The sequence below is a fragment of the Candidatus Nanohalococcus occultus genome (genome assembly GCF_029207735.1).
GTDB lineage: Archaea > Nanohalarchaeota > Nanosalinia > Nanosalinales > Nanosalinaceae > Nanohalococcus > Nanohalococcus occultus.
In genome coordinates this window covers 405,338-423,185 of record NZ_CP104395.1, presented here as the reverse complement: position 1 = coordinate 423,185, position 17,848 = coordinate 405,338, and the positions used below count along the sequence as shown (strand labels likewise).

At 47.1% G+C, this 17,848-nt stretch carries 28 protein-coding genes and 1 tRNA gene; 18 read left to right on the top strand and 11 right to left on the bottom strand.

The window, feature by feature from the left end:
• Positions 1-12 precede the first annotated feature (12 nt).
• Positions 13-261 carry a hypothetical protein gene (locus tag SVXnc_RS02260; RefSeq protein WP_347722343.1) on the bottom strand — a complete coding sequence of 83 codons (249 nt, stop codon included), beginning with the start codon at positions 259-261 and terminating at the stop codon, positions 13-15.
• 52 nt (positions 262-313) lie between these two features.
• On the opposite strand from SVXnc_RS02260, the gene SVXnc_RS02255 reads away from it, so the two are divergent.
• Genes SVXnc_RS02255 through SVXnc_RS02245 form a run of 3 tightly spaced genes read left to right on the top strand, consistent with a single transcriptional unit; the run spans position 314 to position 2,803 of the window.
• Positions 314-1,309, top strand: coding sequence for an aminoglycoside phosphotransferase family protein (locus SVXnc_RS02255; protein WP_347722342.1), 996 nt, complete (start codon positions 314-316; stop codon positions 1,307-1,309).
• Positions 1,310-1,363: 54 nt separating this feature from the next.
• Entirely contained in the window at positions 1,364-1,933 is a 570-nt protein-coding gene (locus tag SVXnc_RS02250) for a LemA family protein (protein ID WP_347722341.1), read from the top strand.
• 3 nt (positions 1,934-1,936) lie between these two features.
• Positions 1,937-2,803: a M48 family metallopeptidase gene (locus SVXnc_RS02245; protein WP_347722340.1), complete on the top strand. Its 867-nt coding sequence runs from the start codon at positions 1,937-1,939 to the stop codon at positions 2,801-2,803.
• On the opposite strand, the gene SVXnc_RS02240 is transcribed toward SVXnc_RS02245, so the two are convergent.
• Positions 2,804-2,913: transfer RNA gene (locus tag SVXnc_RS02240), tRNA-Ile, on the bottom strand.
• A gap of 253 nt (positions 2,914-3,166) precedes the next feature.
• Here SVXnc_RS02240 and SVXnc_RS02235 point away from each other — a divergent pair.
• Together SVXnc_RS02235 and SVXnc_RS02230 are read left to right on the top strand one after the other, a co-directional pair.
• Complete coding sequence (locus SVXnc_RS02235) at positions 3,167-3,877, top strand: archaeal proteasome endopeptidase complex subunit alpha (protein ID WP_347722339.1); 711 nt, start codon at positions 3,167-3,169, stop codon at positions 3,875-3,877.
• A 92-nt stretch (positions 3,878-3,969) separates the two neighbouring features.
• The gene (locus SVXnc_RS02230) at positions 3,970-4,656 is read left to right on the top strand and encodes a ribosome assembly factor SBDS (protein WP_347722338.1); all 687 of its coding nucleotides are present in this window, start codon (positions 3,970-3,972) and stop codon (positions 4,654-4,656) included.
• On the opposite strand, the gene SVXnc_RS02225 is transcribed toward SVXnc_RS02230, so the two are convergent.
• Both SVXnc_RS02225 and SVXnc_RS02220 read right to left on the bottom strand, forming a co-directional pair.
• Positions 4,653-4,820 carry a hypothetical protein gene (locus SVXnc_RS02225; protein WP_347722337.1) on the bottom strand — a complete coding sequence of 56 codons (168 nt, stop codon included), beginning with the start codon at positions 4,818-4,820 and terminating at the stop codon, positions 4,653-4,655. The genes SVXnc_RS02230 and SVXnc_RS02225 overlap by 4 nt on opposite strands.
• A 70-nt stretch (positions 4,821-4,890) precedes the next feature.
• The gene (locus tag SVXnc_RS02220; RefSeq protein ID WP_347722336.1) at positions 4,891-5,292 is read right to left on the bottom strand and encodes an HDIG domain-containing metalloprotein; all 402 of its coding nucleotides are present in this window, start codon (positions 5,290-5,292) and stop codon (positions 4,891-4,893) included.
• A gap of 101 nt (positions 5,293-5,393) precedes the next feature.
• On the opposite strand from SVXnc_RS02220, the gene SVXnc_RS02215 reads away from it, so the two are divergent.
• The 9 genes from SVXnc_RS02215 to SVXnc_RS02175 all read left to right on the top strand — a co-directional run bounded on the left by SVXnc_RS02215 (position 5,394) and on the right by SVXnc_RS02175 (position 9,425).
• Positions 5,394-5,789: a response regulator gene (locus tag SVXnc_RS02215; protein WP_347722335.1), complete on the top strand. Its 396-nt coding sequence runs from the start codon at positions 5,394-5,396 to the stop codon at positions 5,787-5,789.
• A gap of 106 nt (positions 5,790-5,895) precedes the next feature.
• Entirely contained in the window at positions 5,896-6,579 is a 684-nt protein-coding gene (gene rrp4, locus SVXnc_RS02210; protein WP_347722334.1) for an exosome complex RNA-binding protein Rrp4, read from the top strand.
• Complete coding sequence (locus SVXnc_RS02205; protein WP_347722333.1) at positions 6,579-7,304, top strand: exosome complex component; 726 nt, start codon at positions 6,579-6,581, stop codon at positions 7,302-7,304. Before rrp4 ends, SVXnc_RS02205 begins: the two co-directional genes overlap by 1 nt.
• A gap of 17 nt (positions 7,305-7,321) precedes the next feature.
• Positions 7,322-8,113 (top strand): exosome complex protein Rrp42, encoded by a 792-nt coding sequence (gene rrp42, locus SVXnc_RS02200; RefSeq protein WP_347722332.1) that lies wholly within the window; start codon positions 7,322-7,324, stop codon positions 8,111-8,113.
• Between the two features lie 45 nt (positions 8,114-8,158).
• A complete protein-coding gene (locus SVXnc_RS02195) occupies positions 8,159-8,422 on the top strand; it encodes an eL43 family ribosomal protein (RefSeq protein WP_347722331.1) in 264 nt (87 codons plus the stop codon).
• The gene (locus SVXnc_RS02190; protein ID WP_347722330.1) at positions 8,415-8,609 is read left to right on the top strand and encodes a DNA-directed RNA polymerase subunit P; all 195 of its coding nucleotides are present in this window, start codon (positions 8,415-8,417) and stop codon (positions 8,607-8,609) included. The genes SVXnc_RS02195 and SVXnc_RS02190 overlap by 8 nt, the downstream gene beginning before the upstream one ends.
• A complete protein-coding gene (locus tag SVXnc_RS02185) occupies positions 8,609-8,824 on the top strand; it encodes a KEOPS complex subunit Pcc1 (protein ID WP_347722329.1) in 216 nt (71 codons plus the stop codon). Before SVXnc_RS02190 ends, SVXnc_RS02185 begins: the two co-directional genes overlap by 1 nt.
• Before the next feature lie 8 nt (positions 8,825-8,832).
• Positions 8,833-9,171 carry a prefoldin subunit beta gene (locus SVXnc_RS02180; RefSeq protein WP_347722328.1) on the top strand — a complete coding sequence of 113 codons (339 nt, stop codon included), beginning with the start codon at positions 8,833-8,835 and terminating at the stop codon, positions 9,169-9,171.
• Positions 9,172-9,176: 5 nt separating this feature from the next.
• Complete coding sequence (locus SVXnc_RS02175) at positions 9,177-9,425, top strand: UPF0147 family protein (protein WP_347722327.1); 249 nt, start codon at positions 9,177-9,179, stop codon at positions 9,423-9,425.
• A 10-nt stretch (positions 9,426-9,435) separates the two neighbouring features.
• Here SVXnc_RS02175 and SVXnc_RS02170 read toward each other — a convergent pair whose 3' ends face one another.
• Positions 9,436-10,368, bottom strand: a complete 933-nt coding sequence (locus SVXnc_RS02170) for a phosphotransferase family protein (protein WP_347722326.1) — start codon at positions 10,366-10,368, stop codon at positions 9,436-9,438.
• 106 nt (positions 10,369-10,474) lie between these two features.
• Here SVXnc_RS02170 and SVXnc_RS02165 point away from each other — a divergent pair, with 106 nt between their 5' ends.
• Positions 10,475-10,846 carry a cell division protein SepF gene (locus tag SVXnc_RS02165; protein WP_347722325.1) on the top strand — a complete coding sequence of 124 codons (372 nt, stop codon included), beginning with the start codon at positions 10,475-10,477 and terminating at the stop codon, positions 10,844-10,846.
• Here the strand turns inward: SVXnc_RS02165 and SVXnc_RS02160 are convergent.
• Entirely contained in the window at positions 10,843-11,079 is a 237-nt protein-coding gene (locus SVXnc_RS02160; RefSeq protein ID WP_347722324.1) for a hypothetical protein, read from the bottom strand. The two genes, SVXnc_RS02165 and SVXnc_RS02160, sit on opposite strands and share 4 nt — an antisense overlap.
• 126 nt (positions 11,080-11,205) lie before the next feature.
• Here SVXnc_RS02160 and SVXnc_RS02155 point away from each other — a divergent pair, with 126 nt between their 5' ends.
• Together SVXnc_RS02155 and SVXnc_RS02150 are read left to right on the top strand one after the other, a co-directional pair.
• Positions 11,206-11,388, top strand: coding sequence for a hypothetical protein (locus SVXnc_RS02155; RefSeq protein ID WP_347722323.1), 183 nt, complete (start codon positions 11,206-11,208; stop codon positions 11,386-11,388).
• Between the two features lie 55 nt (positions 11,389-11,443).
• Positions 11,444-11,644 (top strand): hypothetical protein, encoded by a 201-nt coding sequence (locus SVXnc_RS02150; RefSeq protein ID WP_347722322.1) that lies wholly within the window; start codon positions 11,444-11,446, stop codon positions 11,642-11,644.
• Here the strand turns inward: SVXnc_RS02150 and SVXnc_RS02145 are convergent.
• The 4 genes from SVXnc_RS02145 to SVXnc_RS02130 form a co-directional block, all read right to left on the bottom strand.
• Positions 11,641-11,832, bottom strand: a complete 192-nt coding sequence (locus tag SVXnc_RS02145; RefSeq protein WP_347722321.1) for a hypothetical protein — start codon at positions 11,830-11,832, stop codon at positions 11,641-11,643. The two genes, SVXnc_RS02150 and SVXnc_RS02145, sit on opposite strands and share 4 nt — an antisense overlap.
• Positions 11,833-11,952: 120 nt before the next feature.
• The gene (locus tag SVXnc_RS02140) at positions 11,953-13,830 is read right to left on the bottom strand and encodes a beta-CASP ribonuclease aCPSF1 (RefSeq protein ID WP_347722320.1); all 1,878 of its coding nucleotides are present in this window, start codon (positions 13,828-13,830) and stop codon (positions 11,953-11,955) included.
• Between the two features lie 9 nt (positions 13,831-13,839).
• Positions 13,840-14,454, bottom strand: coding sequence for an archaeal proteasome endopeptidase complex subunit beta (gene psmB / locus SVXnc_RS02135; RefSeq protein ID WP_347722414.1), 615 nt, complete (start codon positions 14,452-14,454; stop codon positions 13,840-13,842).
• Between the two features lie 98 nt (positions 14,455-14,552).
• Positions 14,553-15,767 (bottom strand): amidohydrolase, encoded by a 1,215-nt coding sequence (locus tag SVXnc_RS02130; protein ID WP_347722319.1) that lies wholly within the window; start codon positions 15,765-15,767, stop codon positions 14,553-14,555.
• A 69-nt stretch (positions 15,768-15,836) separates the two neighbouring features.
• Here SVXnc_RS02130 and SVXnc_RS02125 point away from each other — a divergent pair, with 69 nt between their 5' ends.
• Positions 15,837-16,952, top strand: a complete 1,116-nt coding sequence (locus SVXnc_RS02125) for a DEAD/DEAH box helicase (protein ID WP_347722318.1) — start codon at positions 15,837-15,839, stop codon at positions 16,950-16,952.
• A gap of 215 nt (positions 16,953-17,167) precedes the next feature.
• Here SVXnc_RS02125 and SVXnc_RS02120 read toward each other — a convergent pair whose 3' ends face one another.
• A complete protein-coding gene (locus SVXnc_RS02120; protein WP_347722317.1) occupies positions 17,168-17,809 on the bottom strand; it encodes a hypothetical protein in 642 nt (213 codons plus the stop codon).
• Positions 17,810-17,848 lie beyond the last annotated feature (39 nt).

Here is a 17,848-nt window from a genome sequence, read left to right as displayed (position 1 = left end):
TGATACCCGTGTTTACTCGGAGATATGTTCGATCTTTCTCTCAAGTTTTTCTTCGGCCTCGCCAGTAGTACCCCATTTGGCGACAAGCCATACGGAGGCAAAGAATATTCCAAGCCATGAAAGGGTCGCATACTCCTGTGGAACGTAAAGCTCGAAGAGACCGCTGATCACACCTTCAAGTGAGAAAACGATTATGACCGGTCCAACCACATCACGTGGAAGGAAATGGTTGATATATGTTCTGATCAGCTCCCTGTTCATACAGTCTTCTATAGAGCGTATCTTTTTTTACCCAACGCATAGAAGTTCCTATGTGTCTGACGATCTACGGAAGAAAATTGAGAAAACTCTTTCAGATGAAGATATCAGAGAAATTAAGACCATAGAGCCGGGTATCAACACGCTCTACGAAGTTATGACCAATAGCGGAGTCTATGTGTTTAAGTTCCTTAAAGACAGCGGAGATAAGCAACGCTTCAAGGCAGAAGCCCTTGTCTACGAAAAACTAGGGAGGCTACAGGGATTTCCCGTCCCCGAAGTGACGTACAGACATCTTTCTTCGAACCCGCCGTTTTTCGTGTTGGAAAAGATAGACTCTGAGAACGCAGGGGATATAAGGAGGCATCCGAATCAACAGCAGCGCAAACGGTTTTTCTACGAGTATGGAACATATCTCGGCTTACTACATGAGCAGATACATTTTTCGTATTACGGAGAAGTCAAGTTCGAAGATAACAGTTTACACGTAGAACACGGCACAGGAAGCTGGAAACAGAGGTTCGGAGATAGGAACGGATGGCGTATCAGCGAAGGCGAGAAATGGGCAGATAAAGAATTATGTGAAAAAGGGAAGAAGGCTCTAGACCAGTCTCTGAACTATCTTCCTGACAGCCCTCAATCTGTTCTTTTAAGACAGGACAACCGCCTCGATAACGTCCTTATCGATAAAAAGGGAAATATCGAGGCCATAATAGACTGGGGATATCTAAACTCAGGACATGACTTACTAGATCTTGTTCTGACAGAGTATCTCAGTATAGACTACGACCTGAACTATCTTTCAAAACAAAAAAGACAAGGCCTACGTTACAGCCTATATGAAGGCTACTCATCCGTCAGAGAATTCAAGAAAGGAAGTGAGTTCCGAAAGATAAGAGCAGCCTACAGATTTGACGCAACCTGTTTTTTATTTTCAGGATTTCCACACTGGAAAGAATTCTTAGAACGTAAAGAACGAAAAGCCAAAGCCAAGGAGCTCGAAAAAAGATTCGATAAAGCCGCTGAAAAGATCATCTCAAAAACATCTTGAAAACCCCGTCTTTACACTGGAGCTGTTTTAAATCTAGCAGCCGTTTGATAACTTATGGCAGTTTTAACTTACGCAATCGGAGGACTGGCAGCTTTAGCCGGACTAGGCCTTCTCACAACAGTATACTACTATAACAGAATTGTGAAGCTTGAAAACCGTGTTGATAACGCCTGGGCGCAGATAGACGTCCAGCTCAAGAAGAGAGCGGATCTGGTACCGAACCTGGTTGAGACCGTTGAAGGATACATGGATCACGAAAGAGAGGTAATGGAGAAAGTCTCGGAAAGCCGAGAGAAACTGGTCAACGCACAGAGTCCAGAAGAGGAAGCTAAAGCCGGCAACCAGATGACGGAAGCGATGAAATCCATCTTTGCGGTAGCTGAAGAGTATCCGGACCTGAAAGCTTCCGAGAACTTCAAGGAGCTACAGCAAGAACTTTCCTCGATCGAAGGCAAGGTTGCCTACGCACGCCAGCACTACAACGATGCGATCTTAGAGTTCAACAACAGTATTGAGACCTTCCCTGCGGTTGTTTTCGCAAACCTGATGGGTAAAACTGAGAAAGATCAGCTTCAGATCGATACAGCGGACAAAGAACTTCCCGACGTCAGCTTCGGCGAATAAACCATGATGCTGGAAGATCAGATCACTTGGAACCGGAGGAAATCATACCTCCTACTGTTTTTCGTTCCTTTGATACTGCTCGCATTGATATTCGTATCAGGCAGGATTTTCGTTCCACGAGCCAGCCCCTTCCTTATACTGGCAGCAGGATCAGGAATATCAGTTCTCTACGTACTTTACTCGTACTTTAGAAGCGATGAGATGATACTGAGGGTTGTCGGCGCCCAGAAAGCCGATGAAGAAAAGTACAAGCAGCTATACGATTTGATGGAGGGCTTATCGATTTCCTCGGGAACTCCGATGCCTGAACTTTACGTACAGGAGAAAAAGGAGATCAACGCGTTTGCCACCGGCCGTAAACCGGAGGACGGGAAAGTTTGTGTAACAAAAGGCGCACTGGAAAAACTGGAAAAAGACGAGCTGGAAGGCGTACTAGCCCACGAACTCGCACATATCAAGAACCACGACATACTTTTCATGACGGTAGCGGTCGCCTTGATAGGAATGATCAGCATCTTGAGCGAAATACTGTTACACAGCATGTTCTTCGGTGGAGACGATGAGGCCCCGCCATGGGCGATCGGAGTCGGTATAGCCCTCGCAATCCTGGCGCCGATATCAGCCCGGATGGTTCAACTCGCGATGTCACGTAAAAGAGAGTACCTGGCCGATGCCTCAGGAGCAAAAATGACCCGGTACCCGGACGGACTCGCAGATGCCTTGGAGAAAATATCGAACCAGCACTCGAAGATGGAAGTCAACAAAGCAGTCTCCCATCTGTACTTTTCGAATCCGTTTGGCTCCGGAAAGTCTCTGATGTCAACACATCCACCGATAGAAGAGAGGATTAAACGGCTTAGAGAGATGTAATGGTCCACCCGGGGTTCGAACCCGGGACCACCGCCTAACTAAAGGCGAAACACTCTCTGTGGTGTTACGTCCGTATAAGGACGGCGCTCTGACCCCTGAGCTAGTGGACCACAAACTTCTGGACTCGAAAATCAGAGATTTTCTGCGACTAGAAGCTCTCTGAGCTTCCAGAGTTTGATCTTCAGAGAGCGTTCAGACAAGCTGAACGCAGTTCTCTGTTTTGAGGCTCGACCGGTGTCCGGCTTTCATCGCCTTGTTGAACGGTTAGAGAGGTGAAGCTAAAAAAGGCTTTCAATTCCTTCGGTTCAGTCTTTTAAGTCTTCCATTTTCAAATAACACATGTTTCTAGGTGAAAAACTGTAGATGCAGATGACCAACCCACAACAGCAACAGTATGACCGTGGAGCTACTATCTTCTCTCCTGATGGAAGATTGTTCCAGGTCGAATACGCGAAAGAAGCAGTTAAGAAAGGAGCAACAGCGCTCGGACTTGTCTACGAGGAAGGAGTAATCCTCGCAGCAACCCGTTCGACTCAGCACCTTCGTGTAAGAAATCCAGAGAAAGTTTTCAAGGTCGACGACCACATCGGAATCGCAACTTCAGGACTTGTTGCGGACGGACGCAGCCTTGTTGATGAAACAAGACAGGAAGCTCAAAGATACTTGATGACATACGATGAGCCTATCCCGATGAACGTTCTATCGAAGTTCGTCGCGGACAGATGCCAGCACTTCACACAGTACGGCGGAGTACGTCCTTTCGGAGTCTCCACCATCGCAGGAGGAGTCAAAGACGGTGACGCAAAGGTTTACCAGACAGATCCTTCAGGAACGCTCAACCAGTGGAAAGCTGTCGCGATCGGAAAAGGCGGAAGCGAAGCCACAGAGCATCTTGAGGAAAACTGGGAGTCAGGAATGGATGAGGACGCGGCTATCAAGCTAGCTGTAAACTCTCTTCATGAAGGAGAGGAAGATCTCGATCCGAAAAACATCGAGCTAGCGATCGTCTCAATGGAAGATGACTTCGATGTCATCCCGCCTGAAGAGCTTGAAGAACGCGGACTAGGCTTCTAAAGCCAACCACATTTCCCCTTTTTCCCCTTTTGTTTTTTCGCCCCGGTTTGGCAGGGATAACGTTGTTAACTTCTTGACAGCTTAGTTTATTTATGGACACTTCCGATGCGATAAGGGTTAGGTACAAAGGCGACAAACCTTTCGAGATACTTGTGGAACCGGAGCTTGCCAAGGAGGTAAAGCTCGATGGAAAGGAACATGACATCCAGAGACTTCTATTCGTACAGGAAGTGTTTCTGGACGCGGAGAAAGGAGAGCGAGCCTCAACAGAAGATTTAGACGAGGAGTTCGGAACCAAACAGCTGATGGAAGCAGCGAAGACAATCTTCGAGAAAGGAGAGATGCAGCTGACCACCGATCAAAAAGCCGAGATGCGCGAAGACAACCGCAAACAGATAGTTAACATGATAGCTCGCCGCGCACAGAACCCGAAGACCGGTAACCCGCATCCACCGCAGCGAGTTGAAAACGCGTTGGAGGAAGCAGGTTTCCACGCCGATCCCTTCGAGGACATTGAAGAGCAGTTCGACCGCGCAATCGAGTCCGTCCGGCCGATAATACCTGTATCGCTGGATGAGAAAACCGTTGCGATCCGGATACCTGTGGACAAGGCTGGGAAGGCATACGATAAGATTCAGAGAGCAGCCGACGTTGGTGACGAACAGTGGGGCGATAAATACTTTACAGCCCGCGTGACGATCGCGGCCGGAGCCTTAACCGAGCTGATGGATGAGATCCAGGAAATTGCTAAGGGAGAAGCCGAGATGAAGGAAGTCTAGATATCTTCTCCTTCCATCTCTACTTCGATCTTTTCAACTGCTTCTTTCAGATCACCAAGTCTTTTCTCTGCGACCTCCTTGGATCTTTCAAAGTGTAGTTCATCGATCCATCCTTCCATCCTCTCGAACTCGGTTCCGTTAAGATACTCTAGTGCTTCGGGCAAGGTTTCTTCTTTTTCACTCGAGTAATGGATTTTCCGCCAGAGGCTTTGAACGCCAAATTTGAAGAGTAGATCAGAGTCTTGGACAATTCTGTCTTCGATTGATTCTGGCTCCGAGTGATGGTTTCCGATCGCTTGCTTTACTTTTTCCAGGGGTTTTTCCGCCAACTAGATCGCCAATATGTTCTTCTACAATCCGTTCTCCTGTTTCGGCGTGACCTTCATGAGCCTTTATTGGGTCTAAATAACCGTCTTTGATGTCTTCGCTGCGTCCGATGTCGTGGAAAAGCGCTGCGATCTCAACTGCTTTTTCATCGACCTCCTCGTCAACAGTTTCAATCAGCTTCACCGCGTACTTTCTGGATGATCTGAGATGGTGGTAACGGTAGTTTTTACCGCCGGCTAGCTCTCTATAGTCGGAGAAGACTTCTTTTAGTCTTGATTCAAGCTTACTTCGTCGGGATTCTTCCAGCATGAAACCTCTTTTGTTTCGAGTCTTTTATTCCGAAAAGTCCAGAGATGTTTACTATACTATAAGGGAAAGCGGTATAATCATGATGAACCAGAATAGTTTTGATGAGCAAGAATATCCTTCTGGTAGATGATAACGATGAGCTTAGGGATCTGGCGGAGATCGTCTTCGAGAAGGAGGGACTGGACTACCGGACGTGTGGGTCGGGCTGCGATGCTCTTGAGTTAATGGAGGAACGTGAGTACGATGTTTTGGTCACCGACTACAGGATGCCAGAGATGGATGGCGAGGAGCTTATCGGCGAGATAAGATCGAGGGATTCAAGAACTCATACCGTACTTTACAGTACGGATGATTCAATGGCAGAGACAGCCGAGGTCTTAGGAGTGCCTTTCAAGCACAAGACCGGCGGCTTGGAGGTTTACAGAGACATCGTTGAGATGCTGAAAGGAACGAATGAGTTAGCTTTGAAGGAAGTGCCGGCAGAACAGTACATTTAGAACCGGCTTAACTGAGACGGATTTAAAAAATTTCGTCTAACGAACTTTATTATAAAGCAGATACTTCTTTGAAGGAAGGAACGCTTAACTGAGGTTAGAATAATTTATGACTCGTGTAAAAGAAGAAAATGAACTAGTTACACCCGGAGACGTGGTTTTTGAAGGAGAAGATATCCATCCACACTCAGGTGTCTACGAAGAAGACAGTAAAATCATATCAGAATTTATGGGAACCGTTGAGTACTCCGGAAGCAGTGTACGCGTCGTACCTATGTCAGGACGGTACATTCCAAGCGAAGGAGACATTGTAATTGGAGAAGTCTCCAGTGTAAGTTTCTCGAACTGGAGAGTTGATATTGACTCCCCTTACGAAGCAATGATGAAAATCGACGTCGCAGTTGACGAATACATCGACCTGGACGAAGACGATCTATCCGACTACTTTGATGTCGGCGATGCGATCGTAACAGAGGTCACAAACGTCACAGAAGGCTTCGACGTCAATACAGGGATGGAGGATCGAAGATGCCGGAAGCTTACAGGCGGACGGATCGTAAAGATCGCTCCTTCCAAAGTCCCACGTGTAATCGGACGCAAGGGAACAATGGTCCGACAGATCAAGGAGAAAACTGATACGACAATCATCGTCGGTCAGAACGGCCTTGTATGGATCAAAGGAGAAAACGAGAACCTAGCCACAAAGGCAGTCAAGAAAGTCGAACGTGAAGCACACATCGACGGACTGACAGACAAGATGGCTGAATGGCTAGAAAACGAGGTAGAAAACTAATGAGCGAAGAAGAAGTACAGTTTTTCCAGGAAGACGGAACACGTATGGATGGAAGAGAAAAATCAGAGGTCCGAGAGACCACAATGGAAGTAGGAGTTCTTGACGAAGCAGACGGATCCGCAATGGTAGAGACAGGTAACACAAGAGTTGTAGCATCTGTCTTCGGACCACAGGAGCTTCACCCGAAGCACCTACAGGAATCCGACCGTGCTGTAATCAAGATGCGGTACAACATGGCGCCTTTCAGCGTTGACGACCGTATGCGACCAGGACCGAACCGACGAGCAAAGGAGATCGGCCTAGTAGCCAAACGCGCTCTTGAACCGGCAATCAGACTGGAGAAGTTCCCAACCGCAGGAATCGACATTTCAATGGAAGTTATCGAATCCGACGGAGGAACCAGAGTTACAGGAATTAACGCAGCAGCACTTGCCCTAGCAGACGCAGGAATCCCAATGAAGGGACTTGTATCGGCTTGTGCGTCCGGAGTTGTCGACGGCGAAGTTGTCAACGACGTCAACGGACTTGAGGACAAGAAAGGAAACGCTGACGTTCCAATCGCAGTTATCAACGGAGGAGACGAAATCACCTTGCTTCAGATGGACGGAGACCTGACAAAACAGCAGGTAGATGACTGTATCTCCATGGCAAAGAAAGGCTGTGAATCTCTTTACGAACAGCAGAGACAAACCCTGATCGAGACATACGAGTCAATCAGACAGTAAACGGAGGTGAACCAATAATGAAACTTAACCAAGACACAATTCGGAAGATGGCAAAAGACCAGGAAAGACTTGACGGCAGAGATCTCAAGGAGTTCAGAGAGATCGAAGTCGAGACCGATTACATCCACGAGACAGCTGAAGGATCAGCAAAGGTAAGTATCGGAAAGACACAGGTAGTTGTCGGAATCAAGATCGGAGTTGAATCACCTTACAGCGACCGACCTGACGAGGGAACGATTGTAACCAACGCAGAGCTAGCGCCTATGGCAGCGCGTGAGTACGAATCCGGACCTCCACAGGAAGAAGGAGTCGAGCTAGCAAGAGTTGTCGACCGAGGAATCAGAGAGTCGGAAGCCGTTGACCTGGAAGAACTATGTATCGAGCCAGGCGAGAAGGTTATGACTGTCTTCATCGACGTCCACGTACTGAACGACGACGGCAACCTGATCGACGCATCAAGCCTTGGAGCGATGGCAGCTCTCAAGACAGGTTACATCCCTGTATACGACGAGGAAGAGGACACACTCGTCAGAGGAGAGAAGGATAGAGACATCCCTATCGATACCGAGCCGGTCACAGTTACAGGCCACAAGATCGGAGAGGAGATCTTCTGGGATGTAACAGGCGAAGAGGAAGACGCACGTGACGCACGATTGACAGTCTCAATCAACGAGAAAGGAAACGTCGTGGCAATGCAGAAAGGAGAGACCGAGCCTTTCAGCCAGGACGAAATCAACCAGATCATCGAGGAAGCGGAAAGCCAGACACAGGATCTGCGCGAAATCCTCGATAACGCGGCGGAAGAATAAAAGCCTTCCGCCCTCTTTTTCCATTATAACAGAGGTTTTCAACCAATGCCTAGAAAGAACACATCATCCAAGAGATTCGGATCCCGTTACGGAAGCAAGATCCGACGAAACGTAGACGAAGCAGAGTCAAAAGAAGAAGGATACGAAAGAGTTGCCGCAGGAGTCTGGAAAGACAAGGAAACAGGCAAGAAAGTAGCAGGCGGCGCCTACAAAGTCGATACAGGAGCAGAAGAGACGATGAAGAAAGCTCTTCAGGTAGAGACAGAAGAACTCGAGGAAGCCAAGGAGGCAATCGAGGACGATGAGTGAAGAAGAAACCACAGAAGAAGTAGAGGAACTCGAAGAACAGGAACCGGCAGCAGGATACAAATGTGTAAAATGCGAGCAGGAAGTAACGATCAATCCTGTAGAGGAAAAGATCATCTGCCCGAAGTGTTCCCACAGAGTACTGTTCAAGCTACGATCACGTGACACTCAGCGCGTAAAGGCACTGTAATGAAATCAAGTCTCGAGATAGACAGCTCAAACGCCGAGCAGATAGCAAAGGCTTTGAAGCCAAGTCTCGAGACAGATGACAACGTAGAGTACACAGTTAAGACGGAAAACGGACTGGAAATTACTTCACGTACGGATACACTGGGCAGGCTTCGTGGAGTAACGGATAACGCATTAAGGATGAGCCTGCTCGCCAACAAGATACTACAAAGGTGAACCATACTATGTCAGAAGAACAAGACCCACAACAGATGCTGATGCAGCTTCAGCAGACACAACAGCAGCTACAGCAAATCTCCATGCAGAAAGAGGAAACAGAATCCGAGATCAACGAAGCCAGAAAAGCTCTCAACCAGCTAGAGGACAACGAAGACGGCAAAGTCTACTCAGCAGTAGGATCCATCATGGTCGAGAAAGACGCAGACCAGCTAGAAGAAGAGCTAGAAGACAAAGTTGAGGATCTCGAAGTCAGGAAAAAGAGCCTGGCCAAGAAGGAAAAGAAGCTTCAGGATCAGATGAACGAGAGCCGGGAAAGCCTTCAAGGAAACATGAACATGGGGTAACGGAGATGCCCTCCATAAACTCCTTGACCTCTCGTATGAGAGATATAGCGGAGAAAAACACGATCCCTTCCAACGTAACGGATATGCTGACAGAAGCAGCTGAGAAACTAGAAGACGGGGAAGAAGAGCTTTCAGTCCGTGTGAATACCGCAGGATCGATACTTGATCAGGTAAGTAACGATCCGAACATCAAACAACATACCAGAACCGAGATCTGGAACCTAGCTTCCAAAGTAGAAAGCCTGGAAGACTAGAAACCACATTTCACTTCAGTTTACTTTCTATAACAGCAAGCTGCTCGTACAGCTCCGGTCTTATCTCATCGTTTTCATCTTTCATTACATACATCATTATAGTTATGTACGGAAGCTGGTAGAGGCGCCGTCTTTTACGCCAGCCGTCGGCTAGCTCTCTTTCCTCTCGGTAAGACTGGATAAGAGTCTTTCTTATTTCATCTGCTTTATCAGATACTTCGGGTTTGTCAGGTTCGGCCTGTAAAAGATGTTTTTCAGCCGTGAAAAGATCGTACTCAGGATCGCCGGAAATCGCTCGCTCCCAGTCAACTACCGCGTTAATTCCCTTTTCATCGCCTACCAGGTTTCGCGGGGAAAACTCCTGGTGAACCAGCACGAACTCGTCTCGATCCTCAATAAGCCCTAGATTATCTTCAGCCATCTTACGTATCCTATCCCGTGTACCGTAGGCATCTATCTTTTCCAGCATAGAGGAAAGCTGCCAGATAATTTCACGGTACATCTCCGGCCATTCCATTGGCTCGACAGTTAACGGACTTGAGGTTTTGAAGCCACCGGCTGAATCGAAGCTGAACCGGTTGTGTAAATTTCCGAGGATCTTGCCTGCCTGTTTTACAGCATCCCGGTTTTCAGAGAACGAGATGTTCCCATGAGAGCCTCCAGGTATTTTCTCCATCAATATGTAATCTTCAGTGTATTCTACGAGTTTTGGTACAGGGACTTCGCTGTCTTGAAGTGCTTCTAAAATCAGCGGCTCCACGGCGAATCCTTTCTCGAAGTCAGGCATGGCTGACCAGTCGTTATCACAGAGTTTGAGTACTAAGCTATGGGTTTCCGAGACAGCTGAAAATGTTTCATGTGTCTGATGGTCTCCGAGGTACTCAAGTTCGAATGACTGGCCAGGGTAAACCGAGTCAAGTATTTTCCGGGCTTTTGATTTCAAGACATTGATTGTTTGAATTCAGAGAATCTAAAATGCTGTGGATCTCTGTTGATGATGAATTATAAAAGAATCAAGCCGTAATAACTGGTTAGAGGACCGATACAAGATGCCGCTAGACTTTCTAAAGAAATCAGAATCGACAGATGAAGAAAACGTAGTAGACGATGACTTCGTTGAACTAGATGCGAAGACAGTTGAACGCAGCGAAGACGTGGTGATTAGAGCAGAAACTCTCAAAGAATACGAGGATGTAGATAAGGTACAGGAGCATCTCAGAAATGAAAGCATCGTATGGGTCAACATCCGGCCGCTGAAAAACAAGGAAATGGCTGATCTTAAAAGAGCTGTTAACCGGTTGAAGAAAACAGTTAAAGCCGTTGACGGAGATATGGCGGGAGTTGACGAAGAATGGATTGTTGTATGCCCTAACTACGCTTCAATCGAGAGAAGCGGGAAAATGGGAGAAAAACAAGACTAAATATTCAGTCCTTTCTCCATTCCCAGGTGCTGTCTTATATCTTCTACAGCTTCTTCCAGAGCCTCGAATCTCTGCTCCAAGCTGCCGGTACCGAATTCAACGAACTTTCTGACGCAGTTACGGCAGTAGATATCTCCGTTGAACTCTATAGCCTCTTCAGGTAGTTCATCAGTAGGTTCTCCACCAAAGTCTAGCATCTCTCCGCATTCAACGCATTTGATCTCATATACCATGTAATACCTGTCTAACTGCGGGTTAATCAGTATAACGGTATCCGAACGTTATGACGATGAAGATACATTACCGCAGAATAATCGACTTATAAACTGTATAACATATTCTACCTGAGGCTCAAGACAATGAAATACGAATACATCTGTAAAAGATGTGGGGAATCGCTTAGAGGAGTTTCGAAAGCAGTTTTAGTTCTCTCCGCGCAGAATCACTATGCCGAAGGACACCGAAACACCGGAAAGCCCTCCTCACACTCCGACAGAGACGAAACCCGGATTCTAAGAGAGATCCACCAAATCCAGGGCTGAAACGGGAAAAAACCACTTCCAACCAGGATTTTTATTTTTACAGAGAGCAGAGACAATGAGTTACAAGTACACGTGTAAAATGTGTGGTACCGTACTTACAGGCCGGACTGAGAAGTCACTGGTTTTGACAGTTCAGAACCATTACGTCTCAGGTCACGGACTCCAACACGGATCGGACGTAGAACCTTCAGGTATAGAGTTCGACGAGGAAAAAATTAGAGAAAATATTAGAGGAAACAGCAAGACAGAAGTCTAGATATCCCTTCCCGGACCATACCCCTGTGATTCGTACAGTATCTTTAACGCAGACTTTTTCTGTTCTTTGAGGACTAGAAGCTCTCCATCCAGCTTGCTCTTTATACCTGAAAAACTTAGATCTCTGTGAGCCTGTTCAAGATCAAGCTGTTCTGAATCAATGCCGACATAACCACCCAGAGTTGACATAACAGAAACATAGTCTATCGAAGAATATAACGAGAGTATATGATCGAAAACAAGTATGTAAACTACCTCAATAAAAGATATAGAGAAAATAAGACGGGAGAAAACCGCTCCCTGCCCGATCTAGTTCAGACGGTTGACATCGAGGTTCTGCGGAGCAGAAGTATCGATGTGTAGAACCTTGTGAAGCGTACTAGCTAAGGAGAAACACTTTGATTCCTCCCCGTGGTTCGTAAGAACTCTGTTCGGAGAGCTTCGAAGGTTCTTAGAGAAGTTGATGATCTGCTGTCGGTCGCTGTGTGCAGAGAAACCTGATACTGTATTTACATCCAGGTTTACATCCACTCGTTTTCCGTTGATGTTGACCGTTGACCGTCCCTGCTGGATCTTGTTACCAAGGGTTCCAGATGCCTGATACCCTACAAAGATCATGGTGTTTTTCGGATCATCGGCAAGGGCCTCCAGGTAGGATAGGATCGGACCTCCTGTAAGCATACCAGAGGTTGCGAGGATGATTGAAGGACCGCCCTCTATAACGTCCTCACGTTCCGAGTTTGATCCAATTGAGTGAAGCTGGTCGTTGGTGAACGGATTGTTCTCCTCCTGGAAGATCTTTTTCTGAACCTTCTTCGATAGGAACTCGGGGTACGCTGTGTGTAAAGCGTTCGCATCCTTGATCATACCGTCGATGTACAGCGGGTAATCAAAGTAGTCTCTGTCCAGTTCATCGGCCAGCATACCCAGTATCTCCTGTGAGCGCCCGATAGCGAAAACAGGCACAATAACCTTTCCGCCCTTGGAAAGTGTCTGTTTCATCTTCGAGAGGAACTTTTTCTGAGCCTCCTCTCTCGGCTGCTGTCGGTCGTCTTTACCTCCGTAGGTCGATTCCGTGATCATCGTCTCAACGCGTTTGAAGTTAGTATCTGCCGGACGAAGCATCTCGGATTTATCGTAGTTGTAATCCCCTGTGTAAAGCACGTTGTGGATTCCCTCACCCACGTGGACGTGACACAACGAGCTTCCGATGATGTGACCCGAGTTGCGCAAGGTAAGTTTCATATCCGAGGTGATATCAGTTACCTCTCCATAATCCGGCGTGATTGTGCGTTTGATCGCTTTCTTGATAGCACTCGAATCATATGGCGCATCCTGGTTTTCCTGATGTGCGATACCAATGTAGTCAAGAGCCAGCATGATCATCAGATCCCTGGTTGGCTTCGTACAGTACAGAGGACCATCATACCCCATCTTGTACAGGTAAGGAATCATACCGCAGTGATCCATGTGTGCGTGGCTCAAAACCACAGCATCCAAGTCCTGTAGGTCAAGCTCTGGGGCGTTCAGAATCGGGAAGTTATCCTTGGTTCCTGGCTCGGCACTCGGATTGATACCCGCATCCATCAGAACTGTTGACTGTTCTGTCTGAAGCAGGACGCTAGAGCGTCCGACCTGACGGAAGCCTCCAAGTCCGCCTACGCGAACCCATTCGTCTTCGGGAGGATCTCCTCTCCGGATCTTTTTCCCTACATCGTGAAGGAAGTCCTTCCGGAACTCAGGGTCCTCTACGGTTAGTTCACGGGCGCGGTCAACGATCTTTGATTTGATCGCCGGGACACGCTCGACCTGTGGCGCCCAGAGAGTTTTCTTCTTTATCTCGTCTAAAGTCCTGCCGTTGTTTCCGATTACACGGCCAGGCTTTTCCGCTCTAATTATAACTTTTCCAAGTGAAGGCTGGAAAATGGCTTCATCGAAGCCCGCCTCGCTTGGAATAATATCTTTAAGCTTCTTTTCAGCGTTTTCCGGTTTGCTGAAGAGTTTTGAGGATGGACGAACCTCGACGCGTTTTTTCAAGTTTGAAACAATCTTCCTGACAGCCTCGGAGTGATCCAGGAAAAACTCCTTGCTGTCAGTATAGATTACAATGTCCGATGCTTCATAACGCGTATCCGAGATAGAAGCGTTTGCCGGAAGCAGGTCTTTTACGTCTTCTAGTTCGCCCATCAAAATTCACTAGTTGAGTGTAGACTCTACTTCTTTCTCTTCAACGACTTCGAAACCGTCTTCTGTGATTTCAGCGACCATTACCCCGTTTCCGGAAGCTGTGTCTCTCTCCATTGCGCTCTGAATGGACTCGATTGCGAGCTTCTTAGCTTCTTCGTGATCCATTCCTTTCTCGTACCGGTTTTCCAGTACTCCGTATGCCATCTGGCTTCCGGATCCGGTTGCCGTGTACTTGTGATGAGCCATGAGTCCTCCTGCCGGGTCAAGATCGTATAGAACGCCTCCGTCCTCGTTGATTCCGCCTAGGATGAACTGGTTCATGAAAGGCATCATCTTGTTGCCGTGTAGAATGTTCGATAGAAGTGTTCCAGCTCCTTTGATCGAAAGCTCCTTTGTCTCCAGCTTGTGAAGATTCAATTGGCTTCTCATCGTGCGCACGATCTTCTGTGCGTCTCCGACGCTGCCTGCGATCGTAAGACCTAGATTGTCATCTAGTTTATAGATTTTTCTTGCGTATTTGGAAGCGGTCAGACGCCCCATTGAGGCTCTGCGATCCGCTGCGAGAATGACGCCGTCTTCTGTTGTCATTCCAACTGTTGTAGTACCAGTTTTAAGCTCGTCCATTTTTTCTTGCTGCTGTTGGTTCTGCATAAAGTATCAACTCCGGAGGAGAAAGACCCATTAAAGGTCCAATATCTTAATACTGAATTCCGGAGCTAGTCTTAAAAGTCCTTGACTTTTTCCACCAGTTCGCCATCCCTGACAAGCACCTCTCCATCAACCACTGTCTCGGAAACACTCGGCGTCGAAAAAACAAGGTGGGAAACAATCCTGTCTTTTTCAGCCGGCTTCACTGCCTCATCAACTTCGACAGCCACCAGATCCGCCTTATTACCTCTCTCTATCGAACCTATATTATCGAGTCCGAGGGCCTCTGCTCCGTTTACAGTCGCCATGTCCAAAACTTGCTGGGCGCTCATTGTTTCCGGATCACTGTTTTTCTGGATTAAAGACGCGAACTTCATCTCCTCGAACATGTTAAACGAATTGTTCGAAGCCGGACCATCGGTTCCAAGACCCACCGAAACCTCTTTTTCCAATAGCTCTGGGACCGGAGCGATACCGCTTCCAAGTTTGAGATTCGCACACGGATTATGTGAGACCGAAACACTGTTTTCCGCAAGCAAATCAATCTCTTCTTCCGTTAAATGCGTACAGTGAGCTGCGATAACGTTTTCATCCAGCAAACCGATTCTCTCAAGGAACTCAACAGGCCGCTCGCCATTTTCCGCCTTGAAATCTTCGTTCTCGCTTCTAGTCTCCGATAAATGGATATGAAGCGATGTATCTAGCTCTTCAGCCTGTTCTTTCAACTTTTCAAGACTGTTTTCCGAAACAGTATAAACCGCATGCGGGCTTACAACCGGTTTAATCCGAGGATGCGTCCTGAAAGACTCGATGAACTCCCGACTTTCCTCTAATCTACTGTCTATATCCGATCTTTCAATTATACCGTTGGCCAGAACCGCTCTGATACCTGTTTTGTCTACGGCTTCAGCGACTTTTTCCTCCGGGGCGTACATGTCGTTGAAACAGGTCGTACCGGACTTTAGCATCTCCTTGATTCCAAGCAAGGCTCCATCGTACACATCTTGCGGGCTTAGCTCGGTTTCTCGGGGAATAATTTCTTCGTGAAGCCATTCATCCAGCTCCTTGTCGTCGGATACACCGCGTAAAAGAGACATAGAGACGTGTGTATGGCAGTTGATCAGACCCGGTAGAACAATTTTGTTCGAACAGTCTATCTTTTCATCTTCGGCTTCGATGTTTTCCGAGATCTCGGTGATTTTCCCGTCCTCTATCCTGAGATCTATGTCTTCCAGTATCTCCCGGTTTTCGTTCTGAGTTACGAGAAAACGGATGTTTTCCAGTATCATAGCCGAGTTTTGGATCGAAGCGGTTGAATAACCCGGGGTAACATGAAGGTATCTGTCTAATGTTAAGGTATGACTAAGAGTTTCGAAGACCTAGGAATATCAGAGGAAGTGGTCAAAAACCTGGAAGCCCAGGGGATCACAGAACCGACCACAGTACAGAGAATATCATACCCGCGCGTAAAGAAAGGATACGACGTACTAGTTGAATCCGAGACAGGATCAGGTAAAACACTGGCATTTTCACTGCCGATAATCGAACAAGCAAAAGGAAACAAAACCCAGGCACTTGTATTAACGCCTGTAAGAGAGCTAGCCAAGCAGGTAGAAGAAGAAATTAGCAAAGCGGCTGGTGACTCAGTCAACACCGCTGTAATCTATGGAGGCGTAAGTTACGGACCTCAAATCCAGGATGCGAAAAAAGCCAACATCGTGGTTGGAACACCCGGCCGAATCCTTGATTTGCTGAAGAAAAACAAGTTAGATGTATCAGAACTCGAGTACTTCGTGCTGGATGAGGCCGACCGGATGCTTGATATGGGATTCCAGGACGAGCTAGAACAGATCATGCGTTACGTCCCGGAAAACCGCCAGAACCTGCTGTTCGGGGCGACAATTCCCGGATCGCTGGAAAAGATGTGTAAAAAATACGATATCTCACCGAAGATCCTGAGGGTGAAAAAAGAGGAACACACCCGGAACTTGAGTGAAAAATACGTAGAAGCGAAGAACCATGAGAAAATATCCACCCTCTACACTTTACTGAAAAAACGGGATAGAGAGCTATCAATCGTTTTCTGTAAGACGAAGAACAACACTCGCTGGCTTTCCGATAAGCTGCGGAAAAACGGTATCGACGCAGAGGCACTCAACGGCGATATGAGCCAGAAACAAAGAGAGAAACTCGTTGACCGTTTCGAGAAAGGAGAGGTAAAAGTACTGGTGGCAACCGATGTAGCCGCACGCGGGCTTGACATCGACGATGTAACCCACGTCTTCAACTTCGATGTACCGGATACCGCCGATACCTACACCCACAGAATCGGACGAGCCGGCCGCCAAGGACGGGAAGGAGAAGCAATCACAATCCTGGAAAAACAGGACCACAACACCTTCAGAAGGCTTAAACGGAAGCTGGATATCCCACGCATGAAAGAAGACCTTGAGCTACTAGACGCTCAGGTCTGACAGACTTATTTATCAGCCGGAAAGAACATTTTTAACAATTTTTAGTAAAAACACAACGGCTGGAGGGAGCTGAAGCTCCTTTAAGCCCTCAAAGACGAAACGATGAATGCCTGAAGGTTATCACAGAGCAGGAAGGATTTATAAGAGTGAAAATCTCTGCTGAAGGATCTGGCGCCCACAGCTCACGCCCGATCTAAAACTTGTTTTTCTGCCCTTTATTCGAGAGCGTAAGCAATCTCAGGCAGTGTGGCTCTGACATTCTCCTTTAGCATATCTGAATCATAGGTAAGTACACAGGTAGATCCTTCCAAGTCTCTGGCAGCTTCGGCTATAGCACCCTCCTCATCTACCTCTCCATCAACCGCTTTTAGGCCCTCTTGTGAGTATTCAACTATATCCATGTAACCTGTTACGTTTACGGTTTCCGAAAAATCCTGGAAAAACGACAGAACCTGTTCATCGTCCGGCTCAGTTGATTTCTGGATACAGGTTTCCGCAGTATCCGGAATATAGATCGAGCTATCGTTCGAGAGAAACCTAACGCTCCGGTTTCTCGAGACCGGAGTCGAGATAAACTCCTCAATCGAAGTCCCATTTTTCTCCTTAGATTCAAATATTTGAGAACCTAAAAAGTTCAAAGCTCCCTGTGTCTGTTCTTTAGCCGAGAACAGCTCAGAGACATACTTTCTGCCAACTGCGGACGAATAAGGAACATTTACATCTAAAACATAGTTATCCGGCTCTAGACCCTCTAAATCCGAAATACTGTCAAAGAAACGGTGAGAAACATAAGACTCAGACACTACTTCATTCTCAAAAACACCAACATCGCTGTGATCCATTACAACCGTTGTCATCAATAGAACATAAAAAAGAGTATGAAAAAAGGATGGGCG